The organism is Pseudoalteromonas sp. APC 3694 (assembly GCF_030407565.1).
GTDB classification, from domain to species: Bacteria; Pseudomonadota; Gammaproteobacteria; order Enterobacterales; family Alteromonadaceae; genus Pseudoalteromonas; species Pseudoalteromonas tetraodonis.
In genome coordinates this window covers 30,358-47,151 of the sequence record NZ_JASDDE010000011.1, presented here as the reverse complement: position 1 = coordinate 47,151, position 16,794 = coordinate 30,358, and the positions used below count along the sequence as shown (strand labels likewise).

The following is a 16,794-nucleotide window of genomic DNA, read 5'->3' as shown; positions in this document are numbered from 1 at the left end:
ATTAATTATTTCTTACTTACAGCGTCTACAACTTTTTCAGAAAGATCAGTTACTTCTTTAGGATTAAAGTAAATAGTTGTGTCTTTTACTTTAACTTCGTCGAAGTCGCCTTTTTTAGCAATCTCTTGGATAGTTTCAATGATTAGAGTCTGAACTTTAGCCAACTCTTGATTTTGACGTGCTTTAATTTCTTGCTCTAACGGACGACCCTTTTCAGCAAGGTTTTTTTGCATACCTTGAATTTTATCACGTAATGCGTCTTTTTGATCTTGACTCATTGTGGTGCTTTCACGCTTAAACTTTTCAGCTTCAAAGCGAATATCGCCTTGTAACTTTTCAAGCTCTTGACGACGCTCAGCAAATTCAGTTTGTAAAGACTGTTCAATTTTAGCCATTTGTGGAAGCTGCTTGTAGATTTCTTGCATATCTACAATACCCACTTTATGAGCAAAAGCATTAACTGATGTACCCATCATAAGTGTAGCTAAAACGGCAACAGCTGTTGATTTGAATAATTTTTTCACAAAAAACTCCTTTAGAAAGTGTTACTAATATTAAAACTGATGGTCTTGGTATCGTCATCTTCTTCTTTTTGCAACGGATACGCAAAGCTGATCAGCATAGGACCCATAGGTGAGATCCATTGTAATGATAAACCGGTTGCAACCCTAAAGCGCATTGGGTCTGAATAATCATCTAATTTTGCACGCTCATCAATACCTAAGTTTTGATAGCGATCAACACTGAATTCGGTATCCCATACATTGGCAGCGTCAACAAAGAAACTCGTACGCACCGAACTGGTGTTTTCTTCATCTAAGAACGGTGTAGGAACAATAAGCTCCATACCTGCCACTGCTTTAGCATTACCACCAATACGACCTTGTGGTATTAGCACGTCAAACTCTGACGCCCCACCAATATTACCTGTGGTTGTACCATCACCCGATGGCGTGCCTGGTATAGATTGCGGTACTCGTGATACTGCACGCGGTAAGATAGTATTTCTATCAAAGCCACGTAGTTCCATTTCTGTAATACGGAAATACTCTTGGAATGGCAGCGTCTGCTCATACCCGTTAGTAGAGCCATAACCATTACCGTAACCTAATGCCGCACGCGTTGAGAACACCCAACGATGATCGTTTGAAATCGGCCAGTAAAAACGTGAATCGTAATTTAATTTAAAGTATTTTAAATCTGAATTCGGCGTTGTTGCTGTTAGGTTTAATGTTTGTCTTGAGCCAGCGGTTGGGAATAAACCACGGTTTACCGTTACACGCGACCAACCTACACTTAACTCATACTTGGTAAACTCAAAGCCCGCATCTGGATTTTCTGGATCGAGGAAGGTTTCACGTAATACACGTGTTTGCTCATATTCAGCGATATCTGATAGTTCTTCTTCTATCCAACGAACCCCAAAGTTAATACGGTTAATGGCATCAATTGGAAAACCAATGTTTGTCCCAAGGCCATAACTTTTTGACTTATAGTCAATCAAGCTAAACTGGCTAGCATCGTAGTTACTGTAAAAAACGCTGCTGCCTTGCGATACGCCATCTGGCGTAAAGTAAGGGTCTGTGTACGACACACTGACACGCTCAGAGCCACGCGAGGTATTAATGTTAAAACCAATTTGGTTACCTGTGCCTAAAAAGTTAGATTCAGTTACACCAATATTAAATTGCAGACCTAGGTACGAACCATAAGCAAGACCGGCATTGAAGCTGCCCGCAGATTGCTCTTTAACAGTAAAATCAACATCTACTTGGTCATCTACACCTGGAACAGGCACTACGTTAAAGTCAACAGTTTCCATATAAGGTAAGCGTTGAATTTGCAATTTAGAACGCTCAAGGTTTTGGTTAGATAGCCATGCACCTTCAAGCTGTGTCATTTCACGACGTAGTACTTCATCAGCTGTATTTTGGTTACCACCTACAATAATTCGACGAACATAAACACGTTTTCCAGGGTCAACCGACAGAGTCAATTGTACTTCTTGGTTCTCGTCATCAATTTCTGGAATCGTACGTACTTCAGCATTGGCGTAACCAAAACGCGCCAAGTAGCTTTTGATAAATTCTTCTGATGAGGTAACCACTGATCCGTTATAAAGCTCGCCTGTACGCAGTGGAATAACACTTTTTATTAATTCTTCACGACCGAGTAAATCACCGATGAAATCAAAGCCTTTCACTTTGTATTTAACGCCTTCGGTAATATTTGCCGTTACATAAACAGACTCACGTTCAGGGCTAACTGATACTTGAGTTGAGTCAATATTAAAGCGTAAATAGCCACGGTCTAAATAAAAGCTGCGAATTTTTTCTAAATCGCCTTCAATGGTTTGTTTTTGATAGCGGTCGCTACCCATAAACTGCCACCATGGTAAGTCTTGCTGCGACTCAACTAGTTGCAATAACTCTTCGTTTGAGAAAAGCTCATTGCCTACTAAGTTAATTTGACGAATGGAGGCTGCATCGCCCTCGTCAAACTCAAGTCTTAATTTAACCCGATTACGTGGTAATTTAGTGACACTGATATCCACTTTTGCATTGTATTTACCAATACTGTGAAAAAATTCAATCAGGCCTTTTTCGATGTTATCGATTACCGTTTTATCAAGCGGCTCGCCTTGGCGAATATCTTGTTGATCGAGTGACTGATTTAACTGCTCATCTTTTATGTCTTTATTGCCTTCAAATTCAATAAAGCTAATGGTTGGACGTTCAGTTACTTTAAAAATAACGTTATTACCATCACGTAACGCTTTTATATTGTCAAAGTGACCAGAGCGATAAAGTGACTTAATTGTTTTTGAAATTGTATATTCATCAACATTGTCGCCCACGTTAATAGGAATATGCGTTAATGCAGCACCAAGTGCGACACGTTGCAATCCCTCAACTTTTAAATCTTCAACAATAAAGGAGTTTTGGCCTAGGGCTGCAAAGCTTGCACCCAATAAACTTGAAACTACCAAATGTTTTTTTATAGCCATTTTATTATCTTTATCCTTTACAACTGTATTACCGCTTAGCATCGAAAATTAAATATTTACGAGCTTTACAATCGTGTTCTAATTTGTCGTTACCACGCTTACATAACTACAAGCGCGATACATCATTGAACAAAGCGAAACATGTTAGAAAAATGAGTAGCAAGGCTCCCACTTTAAAACCAAACTCTTGTGTCTTTTCAGAGACTGGCTTTTTACGAAAAAGTTCAATTATGTAATACATTAAGTGCCCACCATCAAGCACTGGCAGAGGAAGTAAATTAAATACTCCCAAGTTAACGCTTATCAAAGCTAAAAAGCTTAAAAATGCGACTAATCCATAACTAACACTGGTGCCAGCGCCTACGGCTATGCCGACGGGCCCACTTAGGTTTTTAACCGACACCTGGCCTGTTATTAAGTTACCTATCATGTCAAAACTCAGCGTAATTAAACGCCATGTTTCTTTTGTGCCCAGCACAATACTATCTAGTGGCCCATAATGTCTAGTCTCTACAAAATCATCAGGCCACTGCTCTACAACGGGAGCAACCCCCAAAAAGCCTTGCTCTATGCCATTACTGACGACCCGGCTGTTTGGGGTCACTATTATTGTTTTTATACTATCTTGTCTTTTTACACTAAATTGTAAGGATTTGTTAGCCGATTGAGTAATAAGATTAACTAATTGCTGCCAACTGCTCATTGTTTCGCCGTTTACAGCCAGAATAATGTCGTTAACCTGTAAATTTGCCTGTTCAGCAGCAGAGTCTTTAGTAATCGCCGCAATAGTGAGTGTTGCTTGAGGGCGAAACGGCACAATCCCCAACGAGCTCAATGGCGGTACATCTTGCTGATCAAGCTTCCAACCATCGAGGTTGAGAATTTGCGTTGTTTGTTGATAATTTTCATTACGTAAAGTAACGGCAACGCTTTTATCACCTAAATGAGACATCAAAGAAAAGGTCGCATCTTGCCAATTACTTATGTCGTCATCACCAATTTTAATAATTTGCTGGGTTGGCATAATACCGGCTTGTTCAGCTCGGCTGCCTTCAACAACACTACCCACAACTGGTTTTATGGTTTGCACACCTACCATGTACATCACCGCTAAAGCAAAAATAGCGAACAAAAAGTTCGCCATGGGCCCTGCTGCCACAATGGCTATGCGGGCTTGAACTGATTTAGCATTAAACGATAAATGACGTTGATTGGCAGGCACTTCATCAACACGCTCGTCGAGCATTTTCACGTATCCGCCCAGCGGGATTGCCGCAATAACGTACTCAGTATTATATTTATCGTGCCATTTTAGTAAGGGTTTACCAAAACCAATTGAAAAGCGCAGTACCTTTACACCCGCTTTACGCGCAACCCAAAAATGACCATATTCATGAACGGTCACTAAAATGCCTAGTGCGAGTATAAACGAACCTAAATTCCAAAAAAAATCGAACATATCAATGCACCACTTTTGTTATAAACTGCGCAGCGCTGATGCGTGCTAAACGGTCACACTCTAAAATTTCATCGAGAGTTTTCGCATCAGTAAATTGTGCGGCGTCTAATGTTTGCGCATTCACTTTATAAATATCGGTAAACCTAATCTGCCCCTGTAAAAACGCATTAACTGCAATTTCATTAGCCGCATTAACGGTGGTGGTGGCTCCTTGGCCTGCATCACAGGCTGCAATTGCAAGCTTTAAATTGGGGTAACGCGAGAAATCAGGTTTAGTGAACGAAAAATCACAAATATCAGAAAAATTTAACGGCTTGACACCCGCATCAATGCGCTCTGGATACGCAAGTGCATGCGCTATCGGGGTGCGCATATCAGGGTTACCCATTTGCGCTAAAATAGAGCCATCTTGGTATTGCACCATAGAATGGATAATACTTTGAGGATGAATCACCACATCAATATCGCTTGCGTTACAGTTAAATAACCATTTAGCCTCAATAAACTCTAAGCCTTTGTTCATCATCGTAGCTGAATCTACTGATATTTTTTGCCCCATAGACCAATTAGGATGAGCAACAGCTTCACTGACGCTAACGGTGTTAAGGGTATTGATATCACGATTTAAAAACGGGCCACCTGAGCCAGTTAATAAAATTTTGCTAACCCCATGTTGCCCAAGCTTTGCTTGCCCTTGGGTATTTTGTAACGCACTAGGTAAACACTGAAAAATAGCATTATGCTCGCTGTCGATGGGTAATAAAGTTGCTTGATGCTTTTTAACTTTATCAATGAATAACTGACCCGACATCACCAGTGACTCTTTGTTGGCAAGCAATACTTTTTTGCCCGCTTCAACAGCGCTCAAAGTAGGTAGTAATCCGGCTGCACCGACAATCGCTGACATAACCGTATCAACATCACCATGAGCACAGAGCTCACTCATGGCTTTCTCGCCATGCATTACTTGCGTTTTACTCTCATGCTTTAAAAGCGCAGAAAGCTGCTTAGCCGCCGATTCAGATGCCATTACAGCATAACGAGGCTGGTGAGCTATACACAGTTCAGCCATTTTTTTTGCATTTTGTCCTGCGGTCAATGCAAAAACTTTAAATTGCTGTTGGTTTCTTGCAACAACATCTAACGTGCTAAGACCTATCGACCCCGTCGCACCCAAAATAACCAGTTGTTGCACAGCACTCATAAGCTAAGCGTCCAAGCAAAGCAAATAACAAACATCGGTGCTGCCGCAGTTAAACTATCAATACGGTCTAAAATACCACCGTGTCCTGGTAAGCAACTGCCGCTATCTTTAAGTCCCGCTTCGCGCTTAAACATACTCTCAAGTAAATCACCTACCGCAGAAAACAAGGCAATAAACGCTGTCATAACTGCATAAATAGGCCATACAGAGGTATCAACGTTAGTGTAATAACAAAAAGCCAGTACAAATAACACCGCAGCAACCACGCCACCTGCGAGGCCTTCTATGGTTTTATTTGGACTAACTTTAGGCATTAACTTATGTTTACCAAAACTTTTACCTGTAAAGTAAGCGCCTATATCGGCACTCCATACAATGCCTAATACAACTAAAATGAGCATAGAGCCATAGTGAGTAGATTCCGTATATTGCGCACTACGCAGTGTGTTAAGTGCAAGCCATAGCGGTACTAAGGTCAATAAACCAGCAATGCCGCGCATCACAAGCCCTTCGTTCCACCCTTTCGCCATAGCAGGGTAACGCCACACTAAATAACTGGCTACCAACCACCAAGAAAACGACAAGGTAAATAAGTAATTAGCATCGCCTACAAGTTGACCATCTTGCCATAGAGTCTCTATAGGCCAATGCAAATTGAGTAACCCTAGTAGTACTGCCACTAATAACACAAAGGCGCCACGTTTTAGCTTATCGCATAGCCCCATAAAGGCAGACCATTCCCACGCGCCCATTAATACAATAGCACCCGCAAAATAACTAAATAACGTTAGTGGGGTGTAAAAAACCAAAGCCAGTGCTAATGGTGCTAACACTAGTGAGGTTAAAATACGTTGTTTTAACAAAATGATGACCCTTAATCTATTTTAGGTTTGAGCGAGTAATTGTTTTATTTGTTCGCCCGTGCAACCAAAACGTCGCTCTCTGGCAACGTAACATGCAATGGCCTCTGCAAAAGCAGCTTCATTAAAATCAGGCCAAAGTGTATTTGTGAAATAAAGTTCAGCGTAGGCTGCCTGCCAAAGTAAAAAGTTACTAATTCTGACATCGCCACCGGTACGGATCAATAAATCAGGCTGAGCTTGATCTGCCATACTCATATGCTGTGCAATATGTTCTTCTGTAATATCTGCTGGGTCAATTTCTCCATTCGCTACTTGTAAAGCAACTTGCTTAGCAGCGTGAGTCATATCCCAGCGACCACCGTAATTTGCAGCAACATTTAAGTGCAGCCCGGTATTGTTCGCTGTTAGTTCTTGAGCTGTATGTACTTTAGCCCGCAAGCTTTCAGAGAATCGAGATAAATCTCCAATGATGGTTAGTTTTACGTTATTTTTATGCAGCTTTTTAACTTCTTTACTCAGTACAAATAAAAAAAGCTCCATAAGTGTATTTACTTCGTCTTCAGGGCGGCGCCAGTTTTCACTACTAAAAGCAAATAAGGTTAACGATTGTATTCCTAATTTAGTACAAAACTGCACGGATTGACGAACTGCATCCACGCCTTTTTTATGCCCATATACACGAGGTCTATTTCTAGCTTGTGCCCAACGCCCGTTCCCATCCATGATGATGGCAACATGTTTAGGTAAACATTGCTGTGAAATTGTATCAGCGTCTAGAACCATAAATTTTGTGTATTCCATAAAAAAACGCCGCCTAGTATACCCCAGACGGCGTTTCAAAACTAATAATTTTAACCTGTACCCGTGATAATAAATCTACATAAAGCAAATAATTATACAGCTAACAACCTTGTATTTACTGATAATCGAGCCAATAGCAAAGAGTAAATACAATCTGTTACCCTTTAAAATCACACAATTAAAGTTAAGTGCGAAGGCATATAAACAACGACTTAGTTACTTCAGTAAAGCTGTTAATCCGAGCCTAGATTAGCAATTAGATTTCCATCAACTCAGCTTCTTTCGCTGTTAGTTGCGTATCCATTTCTTTGATAAACTTATCAGTGATTTTTTGGATAGCATCTTCAGCTTGACGCGCTTCATCTTCAGAGATGTCTTTATCTTTTAATAAGTTTTTAATATCGCCATTTGCATCACGACGAATGTTACGAATAGCAACACGACCGCCTTCTACTTCACCACGTACGATTTTAATTAAATCTTTACGACGTTCTTCAGTCAATGGAGGAAGTGGTACACGGATCACTGTGCCTGCAGACATTGGATTTAAACCAAGGTCAGATGCCATAATCGCTTTTTCAACAGCTTGCGCTAATGACTTATCAAATACACCAATAGCCAATGTACGTGAGTCTTCAATTGTTACATTTGCAACTTGGTTTAACGGTGTTGGTGCGCCGTAGTACGACACCATGATGCCGTCTAAAATTGCAGGATGAGCACGGCCAGTACGAATTTTAGATAATTGACTACCAAGTGCTGCTACACTTTTTTGCATGCGCGCTTGCGCATCTTTTTGAATATCGTTAATCACGGTTTAATCCTAATCTAGTTACTAACTTCATCTGAGGCTTGTGAAGAAATAAGGGTTCCTTCTTCTTCACCCATTATTACGCGTTTTAATGCGCCTGATTTATTCATATTAAATACGCTCAATGGCATATTATGGTCGCGAGCTAATGTAAATGCCGCTAAATCCATTACTTTTAGTTCTTTATCAATAATTTCATTGTAGCTTAAGTGACGGTAAAGTGTCGCATCTGGGTTTTTAACCGGATCATCGCTAAATACACCATCTACTTTGGTTGCTTTAATTACTGTGTCAGCTTCAATTTCAATGCCACGTAAACACGCTGCAGAGTCAGTTGTAAAGAACGGGTTACCCGTACCAGCGGCAAAAATAACAACGCGACCTGTTTTTAATAAGCTAATGGCTTCTGCCCAGTTATAGGCATCACATACGCCATTTAATGGGATAGCTGACATTAAGCGACAATTTACAAATGCACGGTGCAACGCATCACGCATAGCAAGACCATTCATGACGGTTGCAAGCATACCCATGTGGTCACCAACGACGCGATTCATGCCCGCTTCGGCTAATGAGCCACCGCGTAAAAAGTTACCGCCACCAATAACTAAACCCACTTCTACGTCGAGTTCTACGAGCTCTTTAATTTCTTGTGCCATACGATCTAAAACTTTAGGGTCGATGCCGAAGCCTTCGTCTCCCATTAAAGCTTCACCACTTAATTTGAGAAGAACACGTCTAAAAATAGGTTTGCGATTGATAGTCATAGTTTTGGGGCCAACTTTTATTGAATTATGGATAAAAAATAACCGCGCTTATGTTAAACATAAAAGCGCGGTTATTTTAAAGAATTTCTAAGCGTGACGCAAAAGCAAATAGTACTTTAATTGCATGTATTTTCCTTTTGCATCACAAATAGTATGTCTTACTGACCTTTAGCAGCTGCAATTTGAGCAGCAACTTCAGCAGCAAAATCTTCTTCTTTCTTCTCGATACCTGCACCAACTTCCATACGTACAAAGCCAGTAACTGTTGCGTTTTTCTCTTTAAGAATTTCGCCAACAGATTTTTTCGGTTCCATGATGAAAGCTTGACCAGTAAGAGAAACCTCACCAGTAAATTTCTTCATACGACCAACAACCATCTTCTCAGCGATTTCAGCAGGCTTGCCTTCATTCATCGCGATGTCGATTTGCACTTGCTTTTCTTTTTCAACAACATCAGCAGGTACGTCATCTGGCGTTAGGTAGTCTGGGTTTGAAGCAGCAACGTGCATTGCAACGTGCTTAAGTGTTTCTTCATCAGCAACACCCGCAACAACAACACCAATACGCTCGCCATGACGGTACTCAACTAATTGCTCACCAGTGATGTACTGAAGACGACGTACATTGATGTTTTCACCAATTTTAGTTACTAGCTCAACACGGTCTTCTTCAAACTTAGCTTGTAAGTCTTCGATAGATGTAGTGTCAGCAATAGCAGCATCTGCAACTTTGTTAGCAAATGCTAGGAAGCTTGCATCTTTAGCAACGAAGTCAGTTTGACAGTTAACTTCTACAAGTACTGCAACACCCGCGTTTTGCTTGATGATGATAGTACCTTCAGCAGCGATGTTACCTGCTTTTTTAGCAGCCTTTGCAGCACCGCTCTTACGCATGTTTTCAATCGCTAACTCGATGTCACCATCAGTCTCAGTTAACGCTTTTTTACAATCCATCATGCCAGCGCCAGTACGCTCGCGTAATTCTTTAACTAGGGCAGTAGTTACAGCCATTAGTAAATCCTCAAATCTGAAATCAGGTTTAGATAAGCGGGTTACCCGCTCCACAAGAATAGCAAGTCTTCACCTTTAAAAGATGAAGACTTGATGACAGCTAATTACTCAGCTTCTACGAAGTCATCTTTTTCAGCTTGAGCAACGATGTTACTCTCACGGCCTTCAGTGATCGCAGCTGCAACAGCACTAGTGTAAAGGTTGATTGCACGGATAGCATCATCGTTACCAGGTACGATGTAATCAACACCGTCTGGGTTAGAGTTAGTATCAACGATTGCAACAACTGGGATACCTAGGTTGTTAGCTTCACGGATAGCAATGTGCTCGTGGTCAGCATCGATTACAAAGATAGCGTCTGGAAGGCCACCCATGTTTTTAATACCACCAAGGCTTTTTTCAAGCTTGTCCATTTCACGAGTAAGCATTAACGCTTCTTTCTTAGTTAACTTCTCGAAAGTACCGTCTTGGCTTTGAGCTTCAAGGTCTTTAAGACGCTTGATTGATTGACGAACTGTTTTCCAGTTAGTCAACATGCCGCCTAACCAACGGTGGTTAACGAAGAATTGATCGCTTTGTAAAGCAGCTTCTTTTACTGCTTCGCTTGCTGCGCGCTTAGTACCAACGAAAAGAACTTTACCTTTGTTTGCAGCAGCACTAGATAAAAACTTAAGTGCAGTGTTGAACATTGGTACAGTTTGCTCAAGGTTGATGATATGTACACGGTTACGTGCGCCGAAGATGAAAGGCTTCATCTTAGGGTTCCAGTAACGTGCTTGGTGACCAAAGTGAACACCAGCTTGAAGCATATCGCGCATTGAAACGTTTGCCATTTTGTAAATCCTCTAAGTTGTTTAGGGTTAGGCCTCCACATATCCCATAGCACCAACACCGCAGTTAAATGAAACTGAAATGCACCCAAGTGTATGTGACGATACGTGTGTGTGTTAAAATAAAATTGTGTTTGCCTTAAATACAAAAAATCATTTAAGAATTTATTTGTAAAAAGACGGCGCGCTTTATACCATATTAAAATTAAATACTCAACGTCTCGTGCAAAAATTGTGCGACGATAATCATCTAAAAACGCAACTTTGGAGCCTCAATGAGCGCTGTGATTAAGACCCCTGAAGAAATCGAGAAAATGCGTGTAGCCGGCCGTTTGGCTGCTGATGTGCTAGAAATGATCGAACCACATGTGGTACCAGGTATCACCACCGATGAGTTAAATACAATTTGTCATGATTATATTGTTAATGTGCAAGATGCTGTACCTGCTCCTCTTAATTATCATGGTTTTCCAAAATCAATTTGTACCTCGGTAAATCATGTAATTTGTCACGGAATTCCGAACGACAAAGCATTAAAAGACGGTGACAGTGTCAATATTGACATTACTGTTATTAAAGATGGTTACCATGGTGATACTTCAAAAATGTTCCATGTTGGCACACCTAACATTCAAGGCAAACGCCTTGCAGAAGTGACCCAAGAAAGCCTTTACCTTGCCATTAAAATGGTAAAACCGGGTGTTCGCCTTGGTGATATTGGCGCAGCTATTCAAAAATATGCAGAGAGCTTTAATTACTCTATCGTACGTGAATACTGCGGGCACGGTATTGGCAGTGAATTTCATGAAGAACCACAGGTAATGCATTACGGAAAACCAGGTACAGGCGAAACATTAAAAGCCGGTATGTGTTTAACAATCGAGCCCATGGTCAATGCAGGCAAACGCCAATGTAAATTACTAAAAGACGACTGGACTGTGGTAACAAAAGACCGTAGTTTATCAGCTCAGTGGGAACATACCTTACTGGTAACTGAAAATGGTGTTGAAATTTTAACACTACGATCAGATGATACTATCGATAGAATCATCGAGCACTAATAGTAGTGTGTGCTTAATCATAGTAATAACAGGCTTTAGCCTGCGTACAGATTAAGTGGTTTGCTGCAAAGGGAAATAACATGATTTATTCCCTTTGCAGCAAACACAGTATAAAAATAACTTAATCCAAGACTTATAATGCAGTCCATATATAGGAGCCAGCCTAAGTGGCATTACCTAACAAAGTAAAAAAGTTGCTCAATGATGCTCAGCAACTTAGCGAATACCGCGATTGCTCCGCCTATTTTTATAAATGGTTGCATAATGAATTCTCAAAACAACCCGTTGGTAATCTAATAAACGCCCGTGCAGAATTTATAGACCGGTTACTGATTAAACTCTTTCATGTTTTCGATTTAGCCCACGAGCCAGATCTCGCTTTAATTGCTGTAGGAGGTTATGGTCGCGGCGAGCTACATCCCTACTCTGATATAGACTTTTTATTACTTGTTACGAAACAGCCTAACGATGATATTTGCGAAAAAATTGGCCAGTTTGTCACTATGCTGTGGGATCTTAATTTAGAAATAGGTCACAGTGTACGTACCATTGAACAAGCCATAGAGCAAAAACGTGAAGATGTTACCTTTGCCACCAGCCTACTAGAAAGCCGATTAATTTTCGGCAACCATATTGAATTCGAAAAGCTCAAAAGTCACCTCATCGAAAGGCCTGTATGGGGCTCTGGAGAGTTCTTTGTTGCAAAAGTACAAGAGCAAAATTTACGCCACAAAAAATGTCATGGTACGGCTTATAATCTAGAGCCTAATATAAAAGAAAATCCAGGCGGGCTGCGCGATTTACAAACCATTATTTGGGTTGCAAAAAAACACTTTAGAGCCGAAACCCTGCAAGAGCTGATAAATCACGGCTACCTAACTCACGAAGAATACCAAGAACTGTTAGAGTGCCTTGAAAATTTATGGAACATTCGCTTTGCTTTGCATTTAGCCGCGGGTCGCTCAGAAAACCGTTTATTATTCGATCACCAACCGCAAGCGGCTGAAATTTTGGGTTTTGGTAGTGATGGAAAAGCCTCTGTTGAGCGCATGATGAAACGCTTGTTCAGAATAATGAGCCGGGTGCGTGAACTTAATCAAATGCTACTTTCGTACTTTGAGCAAAGTATTTCACCAGACAGCAGCCAAGCCACTGTTGAAGAACTTGATCGTAATTTTGAACGCGTTGGCCATCAAATTCGGGTAAAAAGTCCGTCAGTATTTTTTAGGCGTGACCAACTTTTTGTATTATTTGAGCACATTGCTGATCACCCAGAAATTACCCATATATACCCAAGTACCATCCGAACTATCCGCCAAGTACGTCGTCGCTTATTAGGTGACTTACAAGATTATGCCGCGTGCCGCGAAGCTTTTTTACGTATTATAAAGCACCCTAACGGCATGGGCCGTGCATTTACGCTAATGCATAAGCACGGCATGATTGCCGCTTACCTTCCTCAGTGGCGCAATATTTTTGGCCAAATGCAGTTTGATTTGTTTCATGCCTATACCGTAGATGAACATACCCATAAATTAATTAATAATATTTACCAATACTTCGATAAAACCAGCATTAGTGACTTTCCAATTTGCAGTGAAATAGTTACGCGCATGGATAAACCCGAATTACTGTATTTGGCTGGTATTTTTCATGATATTGCTAAGGGGCGTGGTGGCGATCACTCAGAGCTGGGCGCTGTTGATGCCATAGCGTTTTCAAAGCTGCATGGTTTTGCCTCTTCAGATGGTAAACTCATAGCGTGGTTGGTAAGCAATCACTTACTTATGTCGGTAACTGCGCAGCGTAAAGATATTAACGACCCCGATGTAATAAAAGATTTTGCATCGCGAGTAAAAACCGAACGCCAACTCGATTACCTCTATTGTTTAACCGTGGCTGATATTCGAGCCACCAATGACAACCTATGGAATGACTGGAAAAACACGCTGCTGCGCGAGCTTTATTTGCACACACAGCGCGCCTTGCGCCTTGGGCTTGAAAACCCAATGGATCAACGCGACCAAATTCGTGATAAAAAACACCAAGCTAAGCAACGCCTGCTTAATTTGCATTATCACGAGGAGCAAATTGACTTAATTTGGAGCCGTTTTAAAGCAAATTACTTTACCGCTTTTAGTGAGCAACAAATTTCTTGGCATACTGAGCACTTACTCAAGTGTACTGATTTAAGCCAGCCCAGTGTTATCGTTTCTAAAAAAGCGATGCATGGCGGTACCCAAGTGTTTGCTTATAGCCCCTATTCAGGTGCGCTCTTTGCTCGACTGGTTAGTGTTATTGGCTCTAAAAAAGCGCAAATTCAGCACGCCCAAGTACTGACCACCAAAGATGGCTACGTACTGTTCAACTTTGTTATATTAGAAGTTAACGGCGATCCGATTGCCAGTAGCCGCGCCCAATCGATTAAACGCGGATTAGAGCAAGCGCTTCATGATCCACGTAAAAAAATACGCTTTAAAAAGAGCCGATCACAGCGTTTTAAAGACTTTAATATTAAACCTAAAATTATACTGCGTCCGCACCCTCGTAAGGATCGTAGCTTAATAGAAATTCAAGCGGTTGATATACCCGGGCTATTAACTAAAATAGCCGAGGTTTTTCAAGCTTACTTACTCCACATACATGCCGCACGTATTACCACGGTAGGCGAACGTGCAGAAGATTTCTTTGTGGTATCAAATAACGAATATCAAGCGCTGACTGATGAAGAGCAAGCAAAAATTCATCAGGCATTACGTAAAAAACTCAACGCCGAAATTGAATAAGAGGACACTATGTCAGATTTAAAAACCATGATTGAAAATGCGTGGGATAACCGCGACAGCATTAGCCCTGCTACAGTATCAAGCGATGTTAAACAAGCGATTATAGATGCGCTTGAGCTATTAGATAGCGGCGCTGCTCGCGTTGCAGAGAAAATTTCAGGCGAATGGGTTGTTCACCAGTGGCTTAAAAAAGCAGTACTACTTTCATTTAGAATTCGTGAAAATCAGCCAATGAACGACGGCGTAAACCAATTTTACGACAAAGTACCGCTTAAATTTAGCGACTACACGCCGGAGCAATTTCAGCAAGGCGGCATGCGTGTCGTACCCAACGCCGTTGCTCGTAAAGGCAGCTTTGTAGGTAAAAATGTCGTATTAATGCCATCGTACGTAAACATAGGTGCATTTGTTGACGATGGCACCATGGTTGATACATGGGCGACAGTGGGCTCATGTGCTCAAATTGGTAAGAATGTACACTTATCTGGCGGCGTAGGCATAGGCGGCGTTTTAGAGCCGTTACAAGCAAATCCTACCATCATTGAAGACAACTGTTTTATTGGCGCACGTTCCGAAATTGTTGAAGGCGTAATTGTTGAAGAAGGCGCCGTTATTTCAATGGGGGTTTACATTAGCCAAAGTACCCGTATTTACGACCGTGAAACCGGTGAAATTCACTATGGCCGCGTACCTGCCGGCGCGGTTGTGGTACCCGGTGCTCTACCTTCAAAAGATGGCAGCCATAGCTTGTATGCGGCTATTATTGTGAAAAAAGTAGATAAACAAACTCGCGAAAAAGTGGGCATTAATGCCCTACTGCGCTCGATTGATGATTAAGAGCAGCTGTAAGTTTTTAGCTGTTAGCGCTAAGCAGGTTGATGTTAAACGTAGGTTGGGTTGAATAAAACGAAACCCAACGACACATTAAGTTAATGTGTATTCGCTAAAATTTAATTACATACAGAAAAAGCCCTAAGCTTGTATAGCTTTAGGGCTTTTTTAGTGATTTTAAAATACTTTCTCACAAACCTGTCCCCTTTAATTGCGTTGCTTTGTTAGATGCCTACAACTATAGTGAATTAACGCATAGTTCGATTGTCGAGGTTAAGTTGTTGCGGCTTTTTGTAATAAGTTGGTTGATATTATTATGTTCAAAACACGTCTTTGCTAATGACTTCAATACCTTTGAAAAAAAATTAGACGAAGCCGAAGATTATCTTACTGTTAATCCAGCTCAATCTATTACTATTTTAGAAAACCTCACAGGGTTACAACTCATGCCGCCAGAATTATTTATCCGCTGGCACCTTATCTATGCCCGTACAGCAGTTCCTACAAGTCACTATGACGAGCTTTATACATCGATTGACGCAATATTTCAGCATCATCAAACTGATTATTTCAAACAAAAACTGACCACCATTATGAGTGCCTTGGGAATATGGCTTCGCCATGCAGAATATTTAGACGATGCCCAGTACTCATTTAAATGTGCTTAAAAATATGCGCAAAACGATCGTCAACGCTTAACACTCACCAACAGTATGGCATTGGTTGCTCGCTCGCAAGATAACTTTGCAAAAGCGCGTGCTTTATACCTCGACAGTCATAAGATCACCACACAATTACAGCTTCCCAATGTAACCGCACTGATGGAAAGTAACTTAGGTTATTTAGCCCTGGATGAGGGCAATATACCCGAAGCTGAGCGCTATTTTAGAAGTGCATTAAGAAATAACCAAAACATTGATAAACGCGCGGGGCAAATCTCAACCGGGCTTAATTTATTAATGGTTTTTTTGATTCAAGAGCAGCAAATTAATTTTGAGCGACTCTATAGCCCAACGGCCACATTAACCCATGCCTTTCCCAATGAAGCGAAACAAGCATTACTTTTTTGGCTTGAAATAGGCTACAAAAATTTGACCGGGGGTTTTATAAGCCAAAAAGACAAACAACAGTTACAAACAGCGTATGAGCAATTAGAAAGCGATAAAATGAAACAACTGGTCGCGCGCTATTTAGCCAACAAGCTAGATGTAGCTGTAACCTTACCCCCCCTATTGTCGCTAAAGACTTTACCAGCCCTTGGTTTGAGCTGGTAAAACAATGTGATTGGAAACACTAAGACTATGTTTAGTCCTAAGCATGTAAAAGTCTATCCCCCTCTAAAACAGCTGCATTAACACTCCTAT

Annotated in this window: 15 protein-coding genes; 5 read left to right on the top strand and 10 right to left on the bottom strand. The window is 41.1% G+C overall.

Annotated elements, in window-relative coordinates; genetic code table 11:
* Positions 1-5: 5 nt before the first annotated feature.
* From QMA00_RS06120 to rpsB, 10 genes are all read right to left on the bottom strand, one after another.
* Positions 6-524 carry an OmpH family outer membrane protein gene (locus QMA00_RS06120; RefSeq protein WP_076922209.1) on the bottom strand — a complete coding sequence of 173 codons (519 nt, stop codon included), beginning with the start codon at positions 522-524 and terminating at the stop codon, positions 6-8.
* Between the two features lie 11 nt (positions 525-535).
* A complete protein-coding gene (bamA, locus tag QMA00_RS06115) occupies positions 536-3,007 on the bottom strand; it encodes an outer membrane protein assembly factor BamA (protein WP_076922242.1) in 2,472 nt (823 codons plus the stop codon).
* A 106-nt stretch (positions 3,008-3,113) separates the two neighbouring features.
* A complete protein-coding gene (gene rseP, locus QMA00_RS06110) occupies positions 3,114-4,466 on the bottom strand; it encodes a sigma E protease regulator RseP (protein ID WP_076922208.1) in 1,353 nt (450 codons plus the stop codon).
* A 1-nt stretch (position 4,467) separates the two neighbouring features.
* The gene (ispC, locus tag QMA00_RS06105) at positions 4,468-5,670 is read right to left on the bottom strand and encodes a 1-deoxy-D-xylulose-5-phosphate reductoisomerase (protein ID WP_290156443.1); all 1,203 of its coding nucleotides are present in this window, start codon (positions 5,668-5,670) and stop codon (positions 4,468-4,470) included.
* Positions 5,667-6,533, bottom strand: a complete 867-nt coding sequence (locus QMA00_RS06100) for a phosphatidate cytidylyltransferase (RefSeq protein ID WP_008110985.1) — start codon at positions 6,531-6,533, stop codon at positions 5,667-5,669. Before QMA00_RS06100 ends, ispC begins: the two co-directional genes overlap by 4 nt.
* Positions 6,534-6,554: 21 nt before the next feature.
* Complete coding sequence (locus QMA00_RS06095) at positions 6,555-7,334, bottom strand: isoprenyl transferase (RefSeq protein WP_008110986.1); 780 nt, start codon at positions 7,332-7,334, stop codon at positions 6,555-6,557.
* 256 nt (positions 7,335-7,590) lie between these two features.
* Positions 7,591-8,148 carry a ribosome recycling factor gene (frr, locus tag QMA00_RS06090; RefSeq protein ID WP_008467521.1) on the bottom strand — a complete coding sequence of 186 codons (558 nt, stop codon included), beginning with the start codon at positions 8,146-8,148 and terminating at the stop codon, positions 7,591-7,593.
* 14 nt (positions 8,149-8,162) lie between these two features.
* Positions 8,163-8,912 (bottom strand): UMP kinase, encoded by a 750-nt coding sequence (gene pyrH, locus QMA00_RS06085; RefSeq protein WP_016899281.1) that lies wholly within the window; start codon positions 8,910-8,912, stop codon positions 8,163-8,165.
* A 158-nt stretch (positions 8,913-9,070) separates the two neighbouring features.
* Positions 9,071-9,922, bottom strand: coding sequence for a translation elongation factor Ts (gene tsf, locus QMA00_RS06080; RefSeq protein ID WP_010388114.1), 852 nt, complete (start codon positions 9,920-9,922; stop codon positions 9,071-9,073).
* Between the two features lie 104 nt (positions 9,923-10,026).
* Positions 10,027-10,755: a 30S ribosomal protein S2 gene (gene rpsB, locus QMA00_RS06075; protein WP_024601804.1), complete on the bottom strand. Its 729-nt coding sequence runs from the start codon at positions 10,753-10,755 to the stop codon at positions 10,027-10,029.
* A gap of 272 nt (positions 10,756-11,027) precedes the next feature.
* On the opposite strand from rpsB, the gene map reads away from it, so the two are divergent.
* From map to QMA00_RS06050, 5 genes are all read left to right on the top strand, one after another.
* Positions 11,028-11,813 carry a type I methionyl aminopeptidase gene (map, locus tag QMA00_RS06070; protein WP_008467527.1) on the top strand — a complete coding sequence of 262 codons (786 nt, stop codon included), beginning with the start codon at positions 11,028-11,030 and terminating at the stop codon, positions 11,811-11,813.
* 167 nt (positions 11,814-11,980) lie between these two features.
* Positions 11,981-14,599, top strand: a complete 2,619-nt coding sequence (gene glnD / locus QMA00_RS06065; protein WP_076922205.1) for a [protein-PII] uridylyltransferase — start codon at positions 11,981-11,983, stop codon at positions 14,597-14,599.
* 9 nt (positions 14,600-14,608) lie between these two features.
* The gene (dapD, locus tag QMA00_RS06060) at positions 14,609-15,436 is read left to right on the top strand and encodes a 2,3,4,5-tetrahydropyridine-2,6-dicarboxylate N-succinyltransferase (RefSeq protein WP_008467531.1); all 828 of its coding nucleotides are present in this window, start codon (positions 14,609-14,611) and stop codon (positions 15,434-15,436) included.
* Positions 15,437-15,651: 215 nt separating this feature from the next.
* On the top strand, positions 15,652-16,098 hold the full coding sequence (locus QMA00_RS06055; protein ID WP_249928660.1) for a hypothetical protein: 447 nt from the start codon (positions 15,652-15,654) through the stop codon (positions 16,096-16,098).
* 45 nt (positions 16,099-16,143) lie between these two features.
* Complete coding sequence (locus QMA00_RS06050) at positions 16,144-16,704, top strand: tetratricopeptide repeat protein (protein WP_249928661.1); 561 nt, start codon at positions 16,144-16,146, stop codon at positions 16,702-16,704.
* Positions 16,705-16,794 lie beyond the last annotated feature (90 nt).